Annotated in this window: 14 protein-coding genes; 13 read left to right on the top strand and 1 reads right to left on the bottom strand. The window is 34.3% G+C overall.

The annotated features are described in order from the left end of the window. The first annotated feature begins 43 nt into the window (after positions 1-43). From BLE01S_RS09395 to BLE01S_RS09350, 10 genes are all read left to right on the top strand, one after another. Entirely contained in the window at positions 44-967 is a 924-nt protein-coding gene (locus BLE01S_RS09395) for an AEC family transporter (protein ID WP_066140246.1), read from the top strand. A gap of 206 nt (positions 968-1,173) precedes the next feature. Beyond that, entirely contained in the window at positions 1,174-1,815 is a 642-nt protein-coding gene (locus BLE01S_RS09390; RefSeq protein ID WP_066140243.1) for a hypothetical protein, read from the top strand. A gap of 24 nt (positions 1,816-1,839) precedes the next feature. Continuing rightward, positions 1,840-2,514 (top strand): YesL family protein, encoded by a 675-nt coding sequence (locus BLE01S_RS09385; RefSeq protein ID WP_066140240.1) that lies wholly within the window; start codon positions 1,840-1,842, stop codon positions 2,512-2,514. 111 nt (positions 2,515-2,625) lie between these two features. Beyond that, positions 2,626-4,431: a cache domain-containing sensor histidine kinase gene (locus BLE01S_RS09380; protein WP_066140237.1), complete on the top strand. Its 1,806-nt coding sequence runs from the start codon at positions 2,626-2,628 to the stop codon at positions 4,429-4,431. Then, positions 4,409-5,959 (top strand): response regulator transcription factor, encoded by a 1,551-nt coding sequence (locus BLE01S_RS09375; RefSeq protein ID WP_066140235.1) that lies wholly within the window; start codon positions 4,409-4,411, stop codon positions 5,957-5,959. The genes BLE01S_RS09380 and BLE01S_RS09375 overlap by 23 nt, the downstream gene beginning before the upstream one ends. A 252-nt stretch (positions 5,960-6,211) precedes the next feature. Continuing rightward, the gene (locus tag BLE01S_RS09370) at positions 6,212-7,174 is read left to right on the top strand and encodes an ABC transporter permease (protein ID WP_066140232.1); all 963 of its coding nucleotides are present in this window, start codon (positions 6,212-6,214) and stop codon (positions 7,172-7,174) included. 12 nt (positions 7,175-7,186) lie between these two features. Further along, positions 7,187-8,101, top strand: coding sequence for a carbohydrate ABC transporter permease (locus BLE01S_RS09365; RefSeq protein WP_066140229.1), 915 nt, complete (start codon positions 7,187-7,189; stop codon positions 8,099-8,101). 60 nt (positions 8,102-8,161) lie between these two features. Further along, complete coding sequence (locus BLE01S_RS09360; protein ID WP_066140225.1) at positions 8,162-9,841, top strand: ABC transporter substrate-binding protein; 1,680 nt, start codon at positions 8,162-8,164, stop codon at positions 9,839-9,841. Positions 9,842-9,975: 134 nt separating this feature from the next. Continuing rightward, positions 9,976-12,300, top strand: a complete 2,325-nt coding sequence (gene yicI, locus BLE01S_RS09355) for an alpha-xylosidase (RefSeq protein ID WP_066140222.1) — start codon at positions 9,976-9,978, stop codon at positions 12,298-12,300. 267 nt (positions 12,301-12,567) lie between these two features. Then, complete coding sequence (locus tag BLE01S_RS09350; protein WP_066140219.1) at positions 12,568-13,641, top strand: ATP-binding protein; 1,074 nt, start codon at positions 12,568-12,570, stop codon at positions 13,639-13,641. Between the two features lie 80 nt (positions 13,642-13,721). Here the strand turns inward: BLE01S_RS09350 and BLE01S_RS09345 are convergent, their stop codons facing one another. Then, positions 13,722-14,162 (bottom strand): OsmC family protein, encoded by a 441-nt coding sequence (locus BLE01S_RS09345; protein ID WP_066140217.1) that lies wholly within the window; start codon positions 14,160-14,162, stop codon positions 13,722-13,724. 89 nt (positions 14,163-14,251) lie between these two features. Here BLE01S_RS09345 and BLE01S_RS09340 point away from each other — a divergent pair, with 89 nt between their 5' ends. The 3 genes from BLE01S_RS09340 to BLE01S_RS09330 all read left to right on the top strand — a co-directional run bounded on the left by BLE01S_RS09340 (position 14,252) and on the right by BLE01S_RS09330 (position 20,245). Beyond that, positions 14,252-15,307, top strand: coding sequence for a M42 family metallopeptidase (locus BLE01S_RS09340; protein ID WP_066140215.1), 1,056 nt, complete (start codon positions 14,252-14,254; stop codon positions 15,305-15,307). A 107-nt stretch (positions 15,308-15,414) separates the two neighbouring features. Further along, a complete protein-coding gene (locus BLE01S_RS09335) occupies positions 15,415-16,995 on the top strand; it encodes a peptide chain release factor 3 (RefSeq protein ID WP_066140213.1) in 1,581 nt (526 codons plus the stop codon). A 163-nt stretch (positions 16,996-17,158) separates the two neighbouring features. After that, positions 17,159-20,245 carry an efflux RND transporter permease subunit gene (locus BLE01S_RS09330; protein WP_066140212.1) on the top strand — a complete coding sequence of 1,029 codons (3,087 nt, stop codon included), beginning with the start codon at positions 17,159-17,161 and terminating at the stop codon, positions 20,243-20,245. Positions 20,246-20,274: the final 29 nt, after the last annotated feature.

The following is a 20,274-nucleotide window of genomic DNA, read 5'->3' as shown; positions in this document are numbered from 1 at the left end:
TCACACTACAAAATAACAACGTTGTTATCAAAGGAGAGTGAAAATGACAAATATCGCATTTATTTTTATGGAGATTATACTACCTGTTTTTATTTTGATTGCAGTAGGTGTGTTACTGCAAATAAAATTTAAACTTGATCTATATACTTTGGCAAAAATAAATATATATTATTTAAGTCCTGCATTAATTTTTAGTAAACTGTATGAAAGTTCATTTTCATTAAAATTATTTTTTGGTGTTATTGCTTTCACTTCAATATTTGTACTTATTCTTTATGTCCTAAGTTATATATTTGGTAAGGTAATGAAGCTAGGGAAAAAGCAAAATATGACATTCTCTCATAGTATTATGTTTTATAACTCTGGAAATTATGGGATACCAGTGAATGACCTTGTTTTTAAACAAGATCCACTAGCGATGTCTATTCAAATTGCTGTGATGGCATTTCAGAATACCTTATTGTTTTCATATGGAGTTTTTGCACTAAATTCCTTAAATACAGGAAAAATAAAAGCCTTATTAGCATACTTTAAAATGCCATTGTTTTATGCAATGTTCTTAGGCATATGTTTTAATTTATTTCATGTAAATTTACCTGTATTTTTAATCACACCTATACATTATGTATCAGATTCACTAATAGCTATTGCATTACTTACGTTAGGTGCGCAAATTGCTAATTTAAAATTGAAATTTACATACGCGCCACTTTATGTAAGTATGGCTACCCGATTATTGATGGGACCGTTCATAGCATTTTTACTATTAAAGTTACTTGGTGTGGAAGGAATGATTGCGCAAGCACTATTAATATCTACGGCGATGCCTACCTCTGTTAATAGTTCAATCATTGCACAGGAATATAATAACGAACCTGAATTTGCTGCTCAGACTGTTGTTGCCTCAACATTTTTTAGTTCATTGACTTTAACTATTGTTATTTATTTAGCGCTGGCCATTTTTTAAGATCAATTTTTGTAGAAATAAAAATAATTCTGTCCCTTCTTGCATTATTAGGCTAATATATATAGTAACAGCTTTAAACTAAATAAATATAGAAGTTTAATAGAAATATGCGCTTGGATGTTTCTATTTTTTTGAATGAAATAAAAGCGCTTTCCTGCATTAGCTTCAAAAACATAATCAATATGATTTAGAAAGTAGTGGACAACATGAAGAAGAGTTTAAAAGAAATTTTAGCACCGATGAGTAAGGCAGAAAAAATGAAGTATATTTGGCATTATTATAGATTCCATATGTTAGGAGCATTACTATTAATAATTATTGTGGCTGTAAGCGTTAATAGTATTAATAACAAGAAAGATACATTGATGAATGTAATGATTGTCGGAGAATTAATAAATACTGAAAAAGTGAGTGAAATAAAACAATCATTAAATGAAGAACTACTTAGTAAAGCTGAACAAGATTCTGCTGAAATTAGTGTCCAAGAAATCACATATTCATTAAATGATATGAATCCGCAAATGCAAGCTGGGCTACAGAAGATGGCTGCAGAACTTTCCGCTGGCTATGTCGATATTTTACTTGTAGAAAAAAGCTTTTTTGATGATATGAATAAAGATGGCCAGTTGCTAGATCTTCAAGATTTATATGGTAATCAACCGTTGCCAATAGGCGAGGAACACAAATACTTTGCTGAAGATAATGGAGTTATAACCGGTATAAACGTTACTGCAATCAAACAGTTTGAAGAAGTAATATTTGATGAAAATATAGTTATGTGTGTACCAGCGAACACGAAAAATGAGGAGTTTATTACTCGTTATTTACAATATGTTTTTAAGAAGTAATAAATTATTCAGGGGGGAAATGATATGCAAATGGGTGGCATCATGGGAGGATTTTATAGAATTTCAGAATGGATATGGAGATTTTTCTATATTAATATTTTATGGATTATGTTTTTAATTCCTGGTTTGCTCATTTTTGGTTTTTTTCCATCAACAGCAGCAATGTTTGCAGTAATGCGCAAATGGGTACAAGGAGAATCGGATATTCCAGTATTCAAAACATTTTGGACATCATATAAAAAAGAGTTTATAAAAAGTAATATATTAGGGCTTATTATTGCCGTTATTGGATACATATTATTTATTGACTTGAAATTTATTCAAGTAAGTACAAACAGTTTTGTTAGTCTACTTCATATTCCATTGATTGCAGTATTTCTTCTATATGGATTAGTTTTATTGTATATTTTCCCAGTATTTGTTCATTATGATATAAAAATGCTTCAAGTGTTTAAAAATTCCTTTCTTATTATGATTATGTTTCCTTTCATTACAATCATGATGGCAGTGGTGAGTTATTTTATTTATTATATTATGTTGAAAATTCCTGGTTTGATACCTATTTTTGGAGGAAGTATTATCGCATATGCCATATCTTGGGGGACTAACATTACCTTTAGACAAATAGAACAAAGAGAAGTAGCTAGATTGGAAAAAGAGAAAGAGCAGAAAGCATCAGATATTGGTGAAACAGTATAAGAGTATGAAGGAATTAGTACATTTTCAATCAAATAAAATTGAAAACGAACCTCACGATAATGTGAAGGTTCGTTTTCTATCTCGTGTTTTTATTAAAAATAGGAGTAATATATGAAGGCATTTATTATCCGCAAATTTAATGATCTAAAGTTAAAAAATAAATTGATGTTATCTTTTGTTGGTGTGATTTTTTTTCCTATTTTAATTGTTGGTATCTTTTTAACACAAGAATTAAGAGAAATCGCTTTAAATGATGCATTAGAAGTGACACAAATGAATGTTGATCGGGTGAAAAAGCGAACGGATGAATTGTTAAAAATACCTATATATATATCGAATAATCTTCAATTTGATTCGCGATTAAGTAATTTAACAAATGAGGAATATGAGACAATATATGATGTAGTAAATGCATATAGCAATTATAATGATTTTCAATATTATGAAGAATTATATCCAATTGTTGATCAAATATATTTTTACATGGATAATCCGACGATGTTAAATAATTGGTCCTTTCTCCCTTTAGATGATATTACAAGAAAAGAAAAATGGTATCAAGCAGCTAACGAAGATAATGGGTTGATAAGATGGTTCTATTTATCTAACCCAACAAAGGGAGGAAATCCTCAATTAAGCTTAGTAAGAAAGATCAATTTCTTAGAATATAAAACTTCAGGTATGCTTGTAATCACAATAGATCAAGCGCAATTAAATTGGATATTAGATCAGGAATCCTCCTTAACTGTTATTGCCGATGAGAACAATTATATTGTGGCTGCTAATAGTGAGAAAATGATAGGTTCGAAAATTGATGGTTTAATTGACTCAACCTTTACTACTGATCAATTGCCTTTAACGCTTGAAAGTGAAGTGAATGGGGAGTCTTCACAAATTATTGCGGATTATCTTTTAACAGAAGCAAGTGGTAATCAGTTAAAAGTTATTTCCGTCGTATCTACAAAGCAAATTGTGAAAGATGCCAATCGCTTAAGCCAATTAGGAGCAACGATTACAGTAATTGCCGTGTTCATGGCTTTTTTATTAATCTCTGCTGTTTCTTGGCTGTTAGCAAAACGGATTTCAAATTTAAGTGGGAAAATCAATAGAGTGGCAGAGGGAGACCTGGAAACTAAATTAATCATTGATGGCAATGACGAAATTGGTCAATTGTCTCAAAAATTTAATTATATGGTGGCTAATATTCGGGCACTGATTGATCAAGTTAAGGAAACAAGCCATCAGAAAAACTTAATTGAGAAACAACAAGATAAAATGAAATTTAAAATGTTGGCAAGCCAGATTAACCCACATTTTTTATTTAATACCCTTGAATCTATCAGAATGAAGGCTCACTTAAAAGGTGAGAAAGAAATCGCAGACATCGTCAAGTTACTTGGTAAGCTAATGCGGAAAAATCTTGAGACAAGTGGTACAAAAGTTAGATTAAAAGAAGAAATGGAAGTAGTCCGCTGCTATTTAGAAATACAAAAATTTAGATTTGAAGATCGACTAACATATGATCTTCAGATAGAAAAAAGTGCGGAGATGGTACTTATTCATCCACTGATTATTCAACCGTTAGTGGAAAATGCTATTATTCACGGCCTTGAGGAAAAAGAAAAAGATGGTAAGGTATTTGTAAAAGCTTTTATGAAAGATGATTTTCTGCATGTTTCAATTGAAGATAACGGCGTGGGCATCCATGCGTATAAAATAAAAAAAATATATGAATCCTTAAAGGAGCAAAGTGAAAAAGACGGTGTGCGAATCGGCTTACGCAATGTTCATCAACGTTTAGTTCTCACATATGGCAATGAGTCGGGGCTGTTCATTTATAGTACGGAAGGTTATGGTACGCAGATCAAATTTAAGATACCTTGGGAGGATAAAAATGTATACAGTGATCATTGTTGATGATGAACCGAGTATTCGTGAAGGATTAAAAACGCTAATACCATGGAACAATTATGGATTTAATGTTATTGCGATCGCGAAAAATGGTATAGAAGGAATTCAATTATATCAACAATTTTCTCCTAACCTAATGATTGTAGACATTAGGATGCCTAAAATGGATGGTTTAACAATGATAAATGAACTTAGAAAAAAGGATATAAATCTTCAGTTTTTAATATTAAGTGGCTTTGCTGATTTTGATTATGCGAAAAGAGCGATAGGGGCAGGAGCTGCGGGGTATTTATTAAAACCCTTAGATGAGGATGAACTGATTGAGTCTATTCAAATGATCCACCGGAAACTAGAAGAGGAAAAAGAATATTCAAGATATGCATTATTTGAAGAAAAACAGAAGACCGAGTATTTCATACAATCACTTATTTCCCCAGATTTTTCTGAGCTAGATCCACAAGTTAAGACTAAGCAATTGGAATTAGGTCTTACTAATGTCCGAATGCAAGTATTATTAATCGATACAAATAAGGTACAAGATAGGAAACTGGAAAGTTGTAAAGAAAGTTTAAGGTCTATGTTTGAGAAGACTCAAAGAGCATTCGTTTTCGAGAAAAATAATCAACTAGGATTATTACTCATCTATAAACCAGGAGTTCCACATTTGCTGTCATCCATATATGATGAAATAAAACTTGGACTTGAAGAAAAACGGTTGATAATAAGTTGTGGAGATATAGTATATAATCTAAAAGCGGTCTACAACTCTTTTGAAAACGCCTCAATACTGATGGAGTATCACTTTTATTTCTCGACAGATGTCATTTTAGAAGCAAAAGAACACAAATTACCATGCCAGACAACAATAGAGGAAAACTCATATTTTTCTCCTGAGGCGTACATAGGTAAATTATTTTATGCATTTGAATTAGTGGATATAATACTTGCTGAGAAAACACTTTTACAACTTTTCGAAGAGTTAAAAAGTCGTTACCTCCCAGAAAAACAAATTAAAGTATATACATTGCAAATTTATTCAGGTTCGTTAAATAAATTACTTGCTGGAAACCATGGATATAAAAGCTTTATCTCTAAACAGTTAGCAAAGGGGGTACAAATTTATGATATGGACTCTTTGCCTGCATTAAAAGCTTTTATGATTGATTCTTGCAAAGAAGTGATCCGATTTTTAGATGATGGCAGTACGGACATTTTAGTCAAAAAAATGACCGATTTCATTCAAAAACAATATGATCAAAATTTGCGGCTAGAATCATTGGCGGAAATATTTAATTATAATAGTGCATATTTGGGCAAGTTATTTCGCAATCATACTGGTTTATATTTTAATACATTTTTAGATCAAGTAAGAATTGAGAAAGGAAAAGAATTATTAATCAAAGGCTATAAAGTATACGAAACAGCCGAGCTAATTGGATATGCAAACGTCGATTATTTCCATAAAAAGTTTCGGCAATATACAGGAATTTCTCCATCACAATATCGAAAACAGATGAAAGACAAGATAACTTAATCGTACCAATACAAATTTTAAGTTCCTTATCGCCAAGCGAAAGGAGCTTTTATTATTATGAGGGGCTAGTGTAAATTTACTCAAAGAAAATGGAAGGATTTTAATTATATAAATATCACAGTGAGGTAATAGCTTATGCTTTTTAATGATCCTTGCAAATAGATTCTTTAATTTGTGTATGAAATTAGTAATAATTTTATATGTATTTTCAATTCAGTATATTCAGTAAAATATAATTAGAGGAGGGGTTAGATGAATATAGCAACAGAGAAAGCGGATACAAGGACTGGAATAAAAAGAAATAATAAAAAGTTTTGGAAAGTGTTTTTTAATCAAAAAGTATTGTATATGATGTCACTCCCCTTTGTTGCTTGGGTTTTTGTTTTTAACTATCTCCCATTGTGGGGATGGACAATGGCTTTTCAAAACTTCCGGCCGGCAAAGTCATTTATTGAACAAGAATGGGTTGGGCTTGATCATTTTATAGCTTTATTAAGTGATGAGCGTTTTTACATGGCTTTCAGAAATACGTTAGCAATGAGTACACTTGGTTTGTTAGTAGGTTTCACTATACCAATTCTATTTGCAGTTTTTTTAAATGAGGTTAGGCATTCATTTTTCAAAAGGACAGTACAAACGATTACTTATTTACCACACTTTGTTTCATGGGTTGTTGTTGCAGGTATTGTCTCAAAAATGTTGTCAATTGATGGTGGTATTATTAATGATCTACTATTAAGGATTGGTATCATTGATCAACCTTTTCAATTTATGGCAAAAGAAACATGGTTCTGGGGCATTGTTACGGTTTCGGATTTATGGAAAGAGATGGGTTGGAATGCAATTATCTTTCTAGCGGCGATTGCTGGTCTCGATCCTCAACTATATGAAGCCGCAAAAGTAGATGGGGCAAGTAGAATGAGGCAAATTTGGCATATCACTTTGCCAGGTATTCGGCCCACTATTTTAGTTGTTCTGATATTAAACATTGGTCACTTGATAAATATTGGATTTGAGAAACAATTTTTATTAGGAAATTCTCTTGTTAACGATTATGCGGAAGTATTAGAATTGTATGCGCTTAACTACGGGATTGGATTAGGCAGATTCTCTTACGGTACCGCAATTGGAATCTTTAACTCGGTAATAAGTATTTTTCTGTTACTACTAGCTAATGGCATATTTAAACGTTATTCGAATCAAAGTGTTATGTAAGGGGGTATCCAAATGGCCGCAGCAACTAAAAGAACGTTGAATAAGTCGAATGCTAAGGATCGGTTATTCGATATCCTTAACTACACATTTTTAATAATCGTTATGATTATCACTTTATATCCCTTTCTAAATGTCTTAGCTATTTCTTTAAATGATTCAACCGATGCAGTAAGGGGGGGGATTTATATCTGGCCCCGCGAATTCACCTTATCTAATTATTTAGAGATAGCAAAATACGAAAACTTAATCACGGGATTTACAAACTCTGTATTGAGAACAGTTATAGGTACAGTAGTCGGTGTTTTTGCCTCGGCAATGGTTGCATTTACATTAAGCCGTACTGATTTTCAAGGTAGACGTTTTGTTTCTACATTTATCGTTCTAACAATGTACTTTTCTGGTGGGTTAATTCCAGGTTACATGCTTATAAGGGATCTCAATCTGATCAATACATTTTGGGTTTATATTTTACCAGGTTTAGTGAATGCATTTAATATTATTATCATTCGCTCTTTTATGGATAGTATTCCATTTTCCTTACAAGAATCCGCGAAAATGGATGGAGCAAATGACTTTACGATATTCTACCGCGTTATTTTACCACTTTGTAAACCAGTATTAGCCACGATTGCTCTATTTGTAGCAGTAGGACAATGGAATAGTTGGTTTGACAATTACCTATATAATAGTATGAATGAAAGTTTAACTACTCTGCAATATGAGTTAATGAAAATATTAGAAAATACTCAAATGGGGAGCGTTGATGCGAATCAGATGGGTAATCAGGAGCAGCTTGCTAAGCAAGTATCGCCGGACTCTATTAAAATGGCTATAACTATGGTTACTGTAATTCCAATAATTGTAGTTTATCCATTCTTGCAAAAATACTTTATTCAAGGTATGACATTGGGAGCAGTAAAGCAGTAACTGCAAAACACGGTAATTAAAGCTTATCTATATATAATAAGTTTTGAAGGGGAGGAAAAAATGAAAATGTTTAAAAAGGTGTCTGGTTTAATTGTATTTGCAATCGTCCTATCAGTAATGGTTGCTTGTCAAGGTAAGAATGAAGGCGCTTCAAAGAATGCGAAAGAAAGCTCATCAGGTACTTCACCTATCGAATTAACAGTGTTTGATGCTGACGCGAACTCTGATTGGGAAAAGATGGAGAGTCCAGTCGGAAAGAAAATAAAAGAGGCAACTGGAGTCACACTTAAGCCAGAATTTGATATAAATGGTGGACAACAAAAGATAGCATTAATGGCTGCTAGTGGAGAATACCCAGACCTCATCGTTCCAAAAGGGGAAGCAAGAACCCTTGTTGATGCTGAAGCATTAATCGATCTTACGGATCTGATTGAAGAACATGCGCCAAATCTAAAAAAAATGTACGGCGAGGATCTAAATCGCCTTAAGTGGAGTAAGGAAGATCCGTCTATATATATTTTAAGTAATGCACCAGTAGATGCAACATATTATACACCTGGTATGGGAGTTGGTATCCAACATGATGTAGTAAAAGACTTAGGGTATCCAGAAATGCGAACTCTCGAAGATTATGAAAAAGCAATAAAAGAATATGTGAAGAAATACCCTGAAATTGATGGGCAAAAAACAATTGGTTTATCTCTTTTAGCTGATGATTGGCGTATTCAACCATCAACGTTAAATAGCGGATTTTGGGCAACTGGTGGCTCAGATGATGGTGAATATTATATTGATCCAGAAACACATGAAGCGACACTACATTATCGTCGCCCAGCCGAAAAAGATTATTTTCGTTGGTTAAATCATATGAATGATGAAGGATTATTAGATAAAGAAAGTTTTGTGCAAAAATATGATCAATATTTAGCTAAGCTTTCTTCAGGAAGAGTACTTAGCATTATGGATCCCGATTGGTCAATTAGTCAAGCACAAAATGCCTTAAGAGACTCTGGAAAGCATGAAAGAATGTATGGCATGTATCCTGTGACATTAAGTGAAGAGTATAAACACCATAACTTTCAAAGTCCTGGATATCAAGTAGGTTGGGGAATCGGAATTACAGTTGATTGTGAAGATCCGGTCCGTGCAATTAAATTTCTTGACTACTTAGCATCTGATGAAGCTCAAGTTATGACAAATTGGGGCATTGAAGGAGAACATTACGAGATCGTTGATGGCAAGCGTGTTATACCAGCAGATGTAATGGAACAACGCGATAATGATAAAGATTTTGCTAAAGAAACAGGGATCGGATATAATTTTCAACGATTTGCACCACGTTATGGTGATGGGGCAATGGATTCAACTGGTCAAACATATACAATTGCTTCACCTGACCAAATTAAAGAATCCTATACAGATACTGAAAAAGAGGTACTTGACGGTTATGGGGTTGAATTTTTCAAAGATTTGTATCCACAAGAAGATGAGTTTGAAGTAAAACCATGGGGTGCGGCATATAACATTCAAATACCTGCGGGTTCTGATCTAGAATTAATCAATCAAAAAGTGCTAGATTTAGCTAAGAAACGTGTTCCGGAGGCAATACTTGCAAAACCAGCAGATTTTGATAAGGTTTGGGACGCGTTTATGGAAGATTTAATTAAAGCAGGAGTGGAGCAAGGAGAAGAAGAATTTACAAAACTTGTTCAAGAAACAGTAGAACTTTGGAGCGAATAAAAAATTAATACTTCTTTGTAAGGGTTCATTTTATAATGGACCTTTTCTTTTTAAGACTTATCAATAACTACTATTATAATAATTTTTGGATCTTTTATTTGTATATGAAACTAAAAATAGTAAGAGGTGTCGAAATGAAAATTGCTGATGGAAATTGGATGATCCAACCAGGCTTAGATTTAATACCGGCTGTACAAATATTTAAAACAACGGTCAAAAAAGATGCTGTTGAGGTTCTTGTAGCACCAAGGGATGTAGAATCGAGGTCAGGTCAACTTGATGTTCCACTTCTAACTATTCGCTTTACATCTCCAATGAAAGATGTTATTACGGTAGAAGCCATCCATCATAAAGGAATCAAACAACGGAAGCCTGAATTTGAAATCTACAAGCAGGTAGATAAGCAACTGGATATACGGGAAGATAGTGAGCAAGTAATATTTAAGAGTGGAAATACGAGTGTAAGAGTTCCAAAGGCTAAAGAATGGAATGCGCAATATTTTTACGAAGAGAAACAACTAACAAAAAGTGACTTTAAAGCGATTGCACATATTACTTCAGATGAGGGAAAATGTTATATCAGAGAGGAATTGAACCTTTCAGTTAATGAACTGATATATGGTCTTGGTGAACGCTTTACTGAGTTTGTCAAAAATGGACAAGTAGTTGATATTTGGAATCGTGATGGTGGGACAAGTACTGAACAAGCTTATAAGAATATTCCTTTTTATTTATCGAATAGAGGATATGGTATTTTTGTTAATCACCCTGAAAAAGTATCTTTTGAAGTTGGTTCAGAAAAAGTAACAAAAGTGCAATTTAGCGTTGAAGGAGAGTCCCTGCAATATTTTATTATAGGTGGTGAGACACTGAAAGACGTGGTGATGAATTATACCACTTTAACTGGAAAGCCAGCATTGCCACCGGCCTGGTCCTATGGTTTATGGCTGACAACATCGTTTACAACAAATTACGATGAGCAAACAGTCAATGAATTTGTCGATGGTATGTTGGAACGCGACATACCGTTAAGTGTTTTCCACTTTGATTGTTTTTGGATGAAAGGTTTAAATTGGACTGATTTCGAGTGGGATTCTGCTACATTCCCTGATCCTGTAGGTATGTTAAAAAGATTGAAGGAAAAAGGTTTAAAGATTTCAATATGGATTAACCCATACATATCACAACAATCTTCATTATTTTCCGAGGCATGCGAAAAAGGTTATTTAATCCATCGACCAAACGGTGATATATGGCAATGGGATAAATGGCAACCAGGTATGGGGATTGTAGATTTCACCAATCCGAAAGCATGTAAATGGTATGCAGATCATTTAAGAAGATTAGTAGATATAGGTGTAGACAGTTTTAAAACAGACTTTGGTGAGAGGATACCTACAGATGTTGTGTATCATAATGGGGAAGATCCACAGAAAATGCATAACTACTACGCACATCTTTATAATAAGTTAGTATTTGAAGTACTGGAGGAAAAATTGGGCAAACATGAAGCGGTTCTTTTTGCACGCTCAGCGACCGCGGGTGGTCAGCAGTTCCCTGTTCATTGGGGGGGCGATTGCCATGCCACATACGAGTCTATGGCGGAGAGCTTAAGAGGAGGACTGTCTCTAGGGCTTTCAGGTTTTGGTTTCTGGAGCCATGATATTGGCGGATTTGAGAATGTGGCAACACCTGATTTATATAAGCGTTGGACAGCTTTTGGTTTACTATCTACACATAGTAGGCTTCATGGAAACCAATCATATCGAGTTCCGTGGTTATTTGATGAAGAAGCGGTGGATGTAACAAGATTTTTCTCTCAATTAAAAAATACATTCATGCCATATATTTATAGCTCTTCCATCCAGTCATCCACCCAGGGATTACCGATGATGCGTGGAATGGTTCTAGAGTATCCGAATGACCCAGCTTGTGGCTACTTAGACAAACAATATATGTTGGGGGATTCATTACTTGTGGCACCAATTTTTAATAAAGATGGAATAGGTTCGTTTTATTTACCTGAAGGCACATGGACGCATCTACTTTCAAATGAAGTATTGGAAGGTGGAAAATGGCAAAGTAAAGAATATAATTATTTTGACCTTCCGTTATTCGCAAAACCGAACTCAATTATTGCGATCGGAACTGAAAAAAAGACGCCGGATTACGATTTTGCGGATCATGTGGAGCTACATGTATTTGCTCTAGGCGAAGGAAAGCAAGCTAGAACAACAGTATACAACACACAAGCCCAAGTAGAGTTAATCGCAATAGTAGAAAAAAATGGAAAAGAGATTACCATTGAAGTGGAAAATTATGCTTCCAAAAAGTGGACATTAATTTTACGCAATTTGTTTACTGCTAATGAAGCGACAGGTGCAAGACTATTTAATAGAGAAGAGGGGTTATCTATTCAACCAGAAGGGAAATCTAGTAAAATCACAATTCTTCTGTAGTATAACTGCATGTCTGTCAAATATAACCCATTTTAAGATAACATTAAAAATACTTTGTGAAAATAAATGTATAGAAGTGCAACACTTTTATAAAAATGATCGTCTATATATACAAAGATAGACTAGTCTCGACTAGTCTTTTAATTATGTAACTTTTGTGATAGGTATGTGGTTTCATTTATGCTTGTTTACAAATGATCAATTAAAACTATAATATAGTTACAATAAGCTTTGAGGAATTTTGATAAGTAATGGGGGCAGGATTATTTGTTAACAGAGAGTGTAAGCAGTAAAGTTCTTAATGGAGTATCAATGATAGATCAACTAAATAATACAATCAAGCCTGATGTTATAATGAAATGCAGTTTGGATGGAATAATACGGGAAGTTTCAGATACAATCAAGTTAGTTTATGGGTATAATGCGAGAGAATTGATTGGAAAATTAAGCTATGATTTTATTCATTCTGATGATATTGGAGAATTTTTAATACCTTTCGCAAAAGGGGATATAGATATTGCTACTTTTACTTATCGAGTGATAGATGCATCTGGTAGTTATATTTGGTCAGAGTCTACTATTTCGGTTTTAAAGGACTCTGCTAATAACAAGCCAATAGAGGTTCTATCAATCACTCGAGATATTACTACGCGAAAAAAAACAATGGATCAATTAATGGAGGCGAAAAATTTATCCGTAATAGGAAAGCTTGCTGCAGGATTAGCCCATGAAATTCGCAACCCACTTACAACAGTGAAAGGCTTTCTCCAATTAATATCTACGGAGAAAGTATTAAAAAAGGAATATGTCGCTTTAATGCTAAGCGAAATGGAAAGAATTGAACAAATAACCCAGGATCTTATGTTACTTAGCAAACCATCCAATTATAAAAAGCAATATTTAAATATTATTAAAATTGTAGAAGATGTAAAGCTATTACTTGAAACAGAAGCATATAAAAATCAGGTCGATATCCATCTCAAAACTTTTAGTAATTCAATAAATGTTCATTGTAACGAAAAGAAAATCAAGCAAGTATTTATTAATTTAATTAAAAATGGAATTGAATCGATGAAAGAAGGAGGAACACTAACTATAAATATTTCATGTGTTGATTCACTTAATAGGGTTGATATTGCTATTATTGATCAAGGGTGCGGCATTCAAGAATCAGAATTAGAGCAAATCGGACAACCATTTTTCACTACGAAACAAACAGGAAATGGGCTAGGGTTAATGATGAGTTCTAAAATTATCCAAGAACATTATGGTCTAATTAAAGTCGATAGCGAAGTAGGGGTAGGTACTACATTTCATGTAGAACTCCCGTGTGGACACTAAGCAATTGATTAGCATATGCAAAAAAAGAAACTGCCAAATTTTGGATTACTAAATTTAGCAGATTTCAAAAAATGACTTTTTTATTCGTCAGTCTGGATGAAGGTTTCTAGTTTTATTTCTACATTACCCGCTAGTGCCCTTGAAATCATACAATTTTTTTCCGCTTTTTCTGCAAGAATGAGCGCCTTTTTCTCATGAGCTTCATTTGTTAACCTTATGTTTGGTCGATGAATGATTTCTTTATACGTAATAATACCACTTACGACTTCTACAATTCCTTCTGACTCAAGTGTAAGGCTAGAAACAGAAATAGACGCACGCTCAAGCATAGCTGCTAAAGTAATAATATAACATGTTCCAGCGGCTCCTAATAACATTTCGTCAGGATTAGTACCAACACCAGGTCCATCCATTTCAGGTGGGATCGATACTTTTGTTTTTAAATTCCCCGCATCAATCGTTCCAACGCTATTTCTGCCACCATTCCAGTCAGCAGTTAATAAAAATGAATGCTTGGCCATCTCTTTTTTCCTCCTACGATAAAGTCATGGTATGATTATAACATCTTTTTATATTAGATTAATTCTACAATAGAAGGGAAGTTATTTGAATGGCGAATGACCCACATATGAAAGAAACTCTGATGCTAATAAAAGAGCTTGTTTCGATCCCTAGTCCATCCGGAAACACCAGGAAAGTAATTGATTTTTGTGAACGATATTTGCAAAATCTTGAGCTGGAGATGAAGCGTAATCGAAAAGGTGGATTGCTCATTACGATACCTGGTAAAAACAAGGAACAACATCGTATGCTGACAGCACATGTTGATACACTAGGTGCCATGGTAAAAGAAATCAAGACTAATGGCAGACTAAAGCTCGATATGATTGGAGGCTTTCGCTGGAATGCGGTGGAAGGTGAGTATTGTGAGATTGAAACGGATGCTGGGAAAACATATTCGGGAACTATTTTAATGAAACAAACTTCCGTTCATGTTTATAAAGATGCTGGGGAAGCAAAAAGAAATGAAAAAAATATAGAAGTACGGATAGACGAAAAAACGAGCAATGAAGAGGAAACTAGAAAACTTGGTATTCAGGTCGGTGATTTTGTTTCTTTTGATCCACGTGTTCAAATAACAAAAAGTGGATTTATTAAATCTCGGCATTTAGATGACAAAGCAAGTACGGCAATTCTCTTATGTATGATTAAACATTTGAAAGAAGAAAATGTGGAACTACCATACACAACTCATTTTTTAATTTCAAATAATGAAGAAATAGGTTATGGCGGTAATTCAAATATCCCACCAGAAACAGTTGAATATTTGGCAGTTGATATGGGGGCATTAGGTGAAGGGCAATCTTCAGATGAATATACGGTTTCTATTTGTGCAAAGGATTCAAGCGGTCCATATCATTATGAATTAAGAAAAAAACTCGTGGATTTAGCCAGGAAAAATAATATTGACTATAAAGTAGATATATATCCCTATTATGGATCAGATGCTTCGGCAGCAATTAAATCAGGGCATGATATTGTGCATGGATTAGTTGGTCCAGGAATTGAGTCATCACATGCTTTGGAAAGAACACATAAATCCTCCCTATGGAATACGGAAAAATTATTATTAGCTTACGTTCAATCCCCTATAACGATTGTGTAATTTATTATCATATTGAAGCTATTTGATCGAAGAAAAATATAAGCGTTGAAATCCATCCCACCAAGGAATATGATAGTAAAAGACTGAATGATGGAAGGAATTATTTTATGGCACATACACTACAGACAGAAGTTGAATCAAGAAGAACCTTTGCAATAATCTCCCACCCTGATGCTGGAAAAACAACGATAACAGAAAAACTATTGTTATTTGGTGGAGCTATTCGGGATGCGGGAACGGTAAAAGGAAAAAAAACGGGTAAGTACGCAACATCAGATTGGATGGAAATTGAAAAACAACGGGGGATTTCCGTTACTTCCTCCGTTATGCAGTTTGATTATAACGACTTTAGTGTAAATATTTTGGATACACCTGGGCATCAGGACTTTAGTGAAGACACATATCGAACATTAATGGCAGTAGATAGTGCCGTTATGATTATCGACTCAGCTAAAGGTATAGAAGAGCAAACACTTAAGCTTTTCAAAGTATGTAGAATGAGGGGTATACCGATCTTTACGTTTATTAATAAACTCGATCGACAAGGTAGGGCACCACTTGAATTACTTGCAGAACTGGAAGAAGTTCTTGGAATTGAATCTTACCCAATGAATTGGCCGATTGGTATGGGAAAAGAATTTTATGGAATATATGATCGATATAACAAGCGTATTGAGCAATTTCGCGTAGAGGAAGACGAACGTTTTCTAGAACTAAATGAGGAAGGAGAAATGATCGGAGACCATCCTTTAAAAGAATCGGATTTGTATACGCAAGCATTAGAAGAGATCATGTTGCTCGATGAAGCCGGAAATGAATTTTCAATTGAAAAAATAAATAATGGTACATTATCTCCGGTATTCTTTGGTAGTGCATTAACAAATTTTGGCGTGCAAACTTTTTTAGAGACCTATTTACAATTTGCACCAGCCCCACAACCGCGACTTACAAACGAAGGAGAAGTGGAACCTGCTTCTGCGAACTTCTCTGGGTTTGTTTTTAAAATCCAAGCAAATATGAACCCAGCACATAGGGATCGGATTGCATTTATTAGAATATGCTCTGGAGCATTCGAACGGGGTATGAATGTAACACTTGCTAGAACAGGCAAACAAATAAAGCTTTCCCAATCCACGCAATTTTTAGCGGACGATCGTAGTACGGTAAATGAGGCTGTAAGTGGAGATATCATAGGGTTGTATGATACGGGAACATATCAAATTGGCGATACAATATATGAAGGGAAAAATAACATCCAATTTGAAAAACTACCCCAGTTTACCCCTGAGTTATTCGTTAAAGTTACAGCTAAGAATGTGATGAAACAAAAAAGTTTTCATAAAGGTGTGCAACAATTAGTACAAGAAGGGGCGATTCAATTATATAAAACATATCGCCTAGAAGATTATATTCTCGGAGCAGTCGGACAGCTCCAATTCGAAGTTTTCGAACATCGCATGAAAAATGAATATAATTCCGATGTCATTATGGAGTCTATTGGCACGAAAATTGCCAGATGGGTTGAAAATGAGAAAATTGATGAATCATTATCTAGTCAGCGTAGTCAACTTGTGAAAGACCGCTATGATCAACCGTTATTCTTATTCGAAAATGAATTTGCGTTACGATGGTTCCAAGATAAAAATCCTGAAATCATGCTTAGTAATCCAATGGATGTAGAGGAATAAAAATTAGAAAAAACACGGCTCATTAGGAGCCGTGTTTTTTCTATAATAAATGAATAGGAGTGTTTTATATAGTAAAATTTGCTTTTTCATATTAGTCCTAGGAAAATATTGCTATAATTATGTAATTAAGTATAAACGTTTATTGATGGAAGGGGTTAAAAAGGTGAATTTAAGTGCTTTTTCTATAAAGAGACCGGTTTTTACAATTGTAACGATGTTTCTAGTTATTATATTAGGCATTGTTTCAGTATTGAAAATACCGTTGAAATTAATTCCTGACATAAATCCCCCCATTGCGGTTGTTGTTACATCTTATCAAGGGGCAAGCCCAACTGAGGTAGTCGAGAAAATTACAAAGCCGCTTGAAGCAAATCTATCCACTTTACCTGGTATTAAAAATGTCCAGTCGATTTCGCAAGAAGGTTCTAATATGGTTTTGTTAGAGTTCTCTTGGACTACAAAAATTGATGATATCCAAAATGATGTTTTGCAACGAATTGATCAAACGCCAATGCCGACCGATGCAGGAAAACCAAGATTTTTAAAATTTGACCCTGCCCAGTTTCCAGTTATTCAATTATCCTTAAAAACGGATGAAAGTGAAGAGAAGCTACGGACTCTCGCAGATAAATTGACAGTAGAATTGACTAAAGTGCAAGGAGTGGCCAGTGTGAATGTCACTGGCACCTTAATAGAAGAAATTAGAGTAAAGATTGATCAAGAAAAGTTAAAAGAAAATGGTCTAGCACAATCAGATATTGTGAATATAATTCAGACTAGTGACGTATCGATGCCTGGTGAAACGGTTCTAACAGAGGGAAAAGAACTAACCACAAGAATTATTAGCACGATTCATTCTGTAGAAGATATTGCTAATCTTGCAGTAACTGTTAATCCTTTAAATGGGAAAAAAGTTTATATTAAAGATATTGCAGTTGTGAACCAGCAAGAGCAACAGTCAAATAGTATTACACGTACGAATGAAAAGCCATCTGTTTTATTAAGTGTATTGCAAGAAGCAGATGCAAATACTGCAAATGTATCAAAAGACTTTCAAAAAGCGATCAACACTTTATTAAAAAAAGAACAGTATAAGGAAATGGAATCAGATATATTATTCGATCAAGGTGATTATATTAAAATCGCCATTAATAATATTGCCAACTCTCTTATTGTAGGCGGATTATTGGCAATGATCGTTCTGTTTTTGTTCTTACGTAATGTAAAAAGTCCTCTTATTATCGGCATAGCAATCCCGTATTCAGTAATTGTCACGTTTGTTTTAATGTATTTTGCCGATTTTGCATTAAATATAATGACGCTTGGTGCATTGGCACTAGGTATTGGAATGCTCGTTGATAATGCAATTGTAGTTATTGAAAATATATACCGTCATCTATCGATAGGAAAAGAGCCAAAACAGGCTGCACGAGACGGGGCAAAAGAGGTGGCAGGAGCCATTACTGCGTCCACCCTAACAACTGTCGCAGTATTTTTACCAGTGGTCTTTATTAGTGGTTTGCTTGGTCAGCTATTCAAGGAGTTTGCATTTACGATTTCATTTAGTTTATTTGCCTCATTATTTGTTGCTTTAACTGTAATTCCTATGTTTGCAAGTAGATTACTTAAACCATCTATTGGTAATTACGAGGCAAGAAGACGTAGATCAAAAGCGATGAATATGTTGGATCGTTCCATTCGATGGTGTTTACGCCACAGAATAATCGTTTTGACTACTTCGTTCATATTATTTGGAGCAGGAGTTTTAGGACTTAGATTAATTGGAACACAATTTTTACCGCCGACAGATGAAGGTTTTTTTAGTATCAAAGTCCAGCTTGAAAATGGTGCTGCACTAACCGAAACGGAAAAAGTAATAAATGTAATAGAGAGAAAATTAAAGGCAGAAAAAGATGTGGACGTTTACGTCAGTTTAATTGGTGCGACTCAGGAGTCTACTTTTCAAGGAAATGGTATGCCGAATTCAGCAGAGGTTTATGTGAAATTAATACCATTAAAAAATCGCAGCCAGTCGCTTTTCACATTTGTAGACAGAATGAAGCCAATACTTGAAAAAGAAATGGAACATGTTAATGAAAAGGCTGAACTCGTATTCAATGTACAAGCAGCTTCAGGAATTGCGCCGCAAACATTAACATTTAACATAAAAGATACGAATAAACACAGACTTGAAGCAAGTGCCGATAAAGTGTATACGACATTATCAAAATTAAATGATGTAACAGAATTATCCACTAGTATCACAGATACAGTAGAAGAAATTCAAATCTCGATAGATCGTGATAAAGCTTTTGGAGCAGGATTAGCTCCTGCCCAGATAGCGACGATAGTAAATGACGTGACTAGGGGAGTTCAAGTAGCACAAATTATCGCTGAAGATTCAGATGTATTTGCAGTTTTCGTTGAATATGATGAGGAAGTAACAAGGGACATCGATAAATTAAAAAAATTATTAATAAAAAAAGCAGATGGTTCATATGTAGAATTAGAAGAAGTGGCCACGATAGAAACCGGGGAAGGACCAGTTCAAATTCAGCGGATTAACCAACAAGATTCTGTTCAATTTACACTTAAATATAGTGAAAATACCAATGTTGGGGATCTTTCTAAAATGGTAGAAACTGAAATAAATGCATTAAAACTTTCGGAGGAAACTGAAATTAATTTTAGCGGTGAAACAGAACTTCTAGAGGAATCAAAAAATGATTTGATAATGGCCTTTGCTTTGGCATTAATCTTAATCTATATTGTGATGGCCGCACAATTCGAATCGTTTAAATATCCATTTGTGATTATGTTTACCGTTCCATTAATGGTTATTGGTGTAACCATTAGTTTGTTGGCCGCACAGATGCCATTAAGTATTCCTGTCTTTATTGGGATTATTATCTTAGCAGGTATTGTTGTGAATAATGCGATCGTACTTGTAGATTATATTAATCAGAAGAAAGAGGCAGGTTTTTCTAGTGTGGATGCTTTAGTTGAATCAGTAAAAGATCGTGTTCGCCCAATTATGATGACTGCATTGACCACTATATTAGGACTTGTACCACTCGCACTTGGAATCGGAGAAGGCACAGAGATGAATCAACCGATGGCGGTCACAGTTATTGGTGGTCTCGTAAGTAGTACACTGCTTACACTATTTATCATCCCAGTTGTGTATAGTTTATTTGATAAAGAAACGAGAAAAATGAACAGTAGAAAAAGCGTTAGTAAGCGAAGATGATCTGATAGTGAAAAATAAATCTTGCTTGA

Source organism: Lederbergia lenta NBRC 16444 (assembly GCF_001591545.1).
GTDB classification, from domain to species: domain Bacteria; phylum Bacillota; class Bacilli; order Bacillales; family Bacillaceae_C; genus Lederbergia; species Lederbergia lenta.
Note: the sequence above shows the minus strand (reverse complement) of the source record. Positions and strands in the feature narration are given on the sequence as shown.

Excerpts from the sequence above, each read along its gene's own strand:
- BLE01S_RS09390 (WP_066140243.1), top strand. The coding sequence starts at position 1,174 with ATGAAGAAGAGTTTAAAAGAAATTTTAGCACCGATGAGTAAGGCAGAA.
- BLE01S_RS09360 (WP_066140225.1), top strand. The coding sequence starts at position 8,162 with ATGAAAATGTTTAAAAAGGTGTCTGGTTTAATTGTATTTGCAATCGTC.
- BLE01S_RS09395 (WP_066140246.1), top strand. The coding sequence starts at position 44 with ATGACAAATATCGCATTTATTTTTATGGAGATTATACTACCTGTTTTT.
- BLE01S_RS09385 (WP_066140240.1), top strand. The coding sequence starts at position 1,840 with ATGCAAATGGGTGGCATCATGGGAGGATTTTATAGAATTTCAGAATGG.
- BLE01S_RS09345 (WP_066140217.1), bottom strand. The coding sequence starts at position 14,162 with ATGGCCAAGCATTCATTTTTATTAACTGCTGACTGGAATGGTGGCAGA.
- BLE01S_RS09370 (WP_066140232.1), top strand. The coding sequence starts at position 6,212 with ATGAATATAGCAACAGAGAAAGCGGATACAAGGACTGGAATAAAAAGA.
- BLE01S_RS09335 (WP_066140213.1), top strand. The coding sequence starts at position 15,415 with ATGGCACATACACTACAGACAGAAGTTGAATCAAGAAGAACCTTTGCA.
- BLE01S_RS09380 (WP_066140237.1), top strand. The coding sequence starts at position 2,626 with ATGAAGGCATTTATTATCCGCAAATTTAATGATCTAAAGTTAAAAAAT.
- BLE01S_RS09375 (WP_066140235.1), top strand. The coding sequence starts at position 4,409 with ATGTATACAGTGATCATTGTTGATGATGAACCGAGTATTCGTGAAGGA.
- BLE01S_RS09365 (WP_066140229.1), top strand. The coding sequence starts at position 7,187 with ATGGCCGCAGCAACTAAAAGAACGTTGAATAAGTCGAATGCTAAGGAT.
- BLE01S_RS09340 (WP_066140215.1), top strand. The coding sequence starts at position 14,252 with ATGGCGAATGACCCACATATGAAAGAAACTCTGATGCTAATAAAAGAG.
- yicI (WP_066140222.1), top strand. The coding sequence starts at position 9,976 with ATGAAAATTGCTGATGGAAATTGGATGATCCAACCAGGCTTAGATTTA.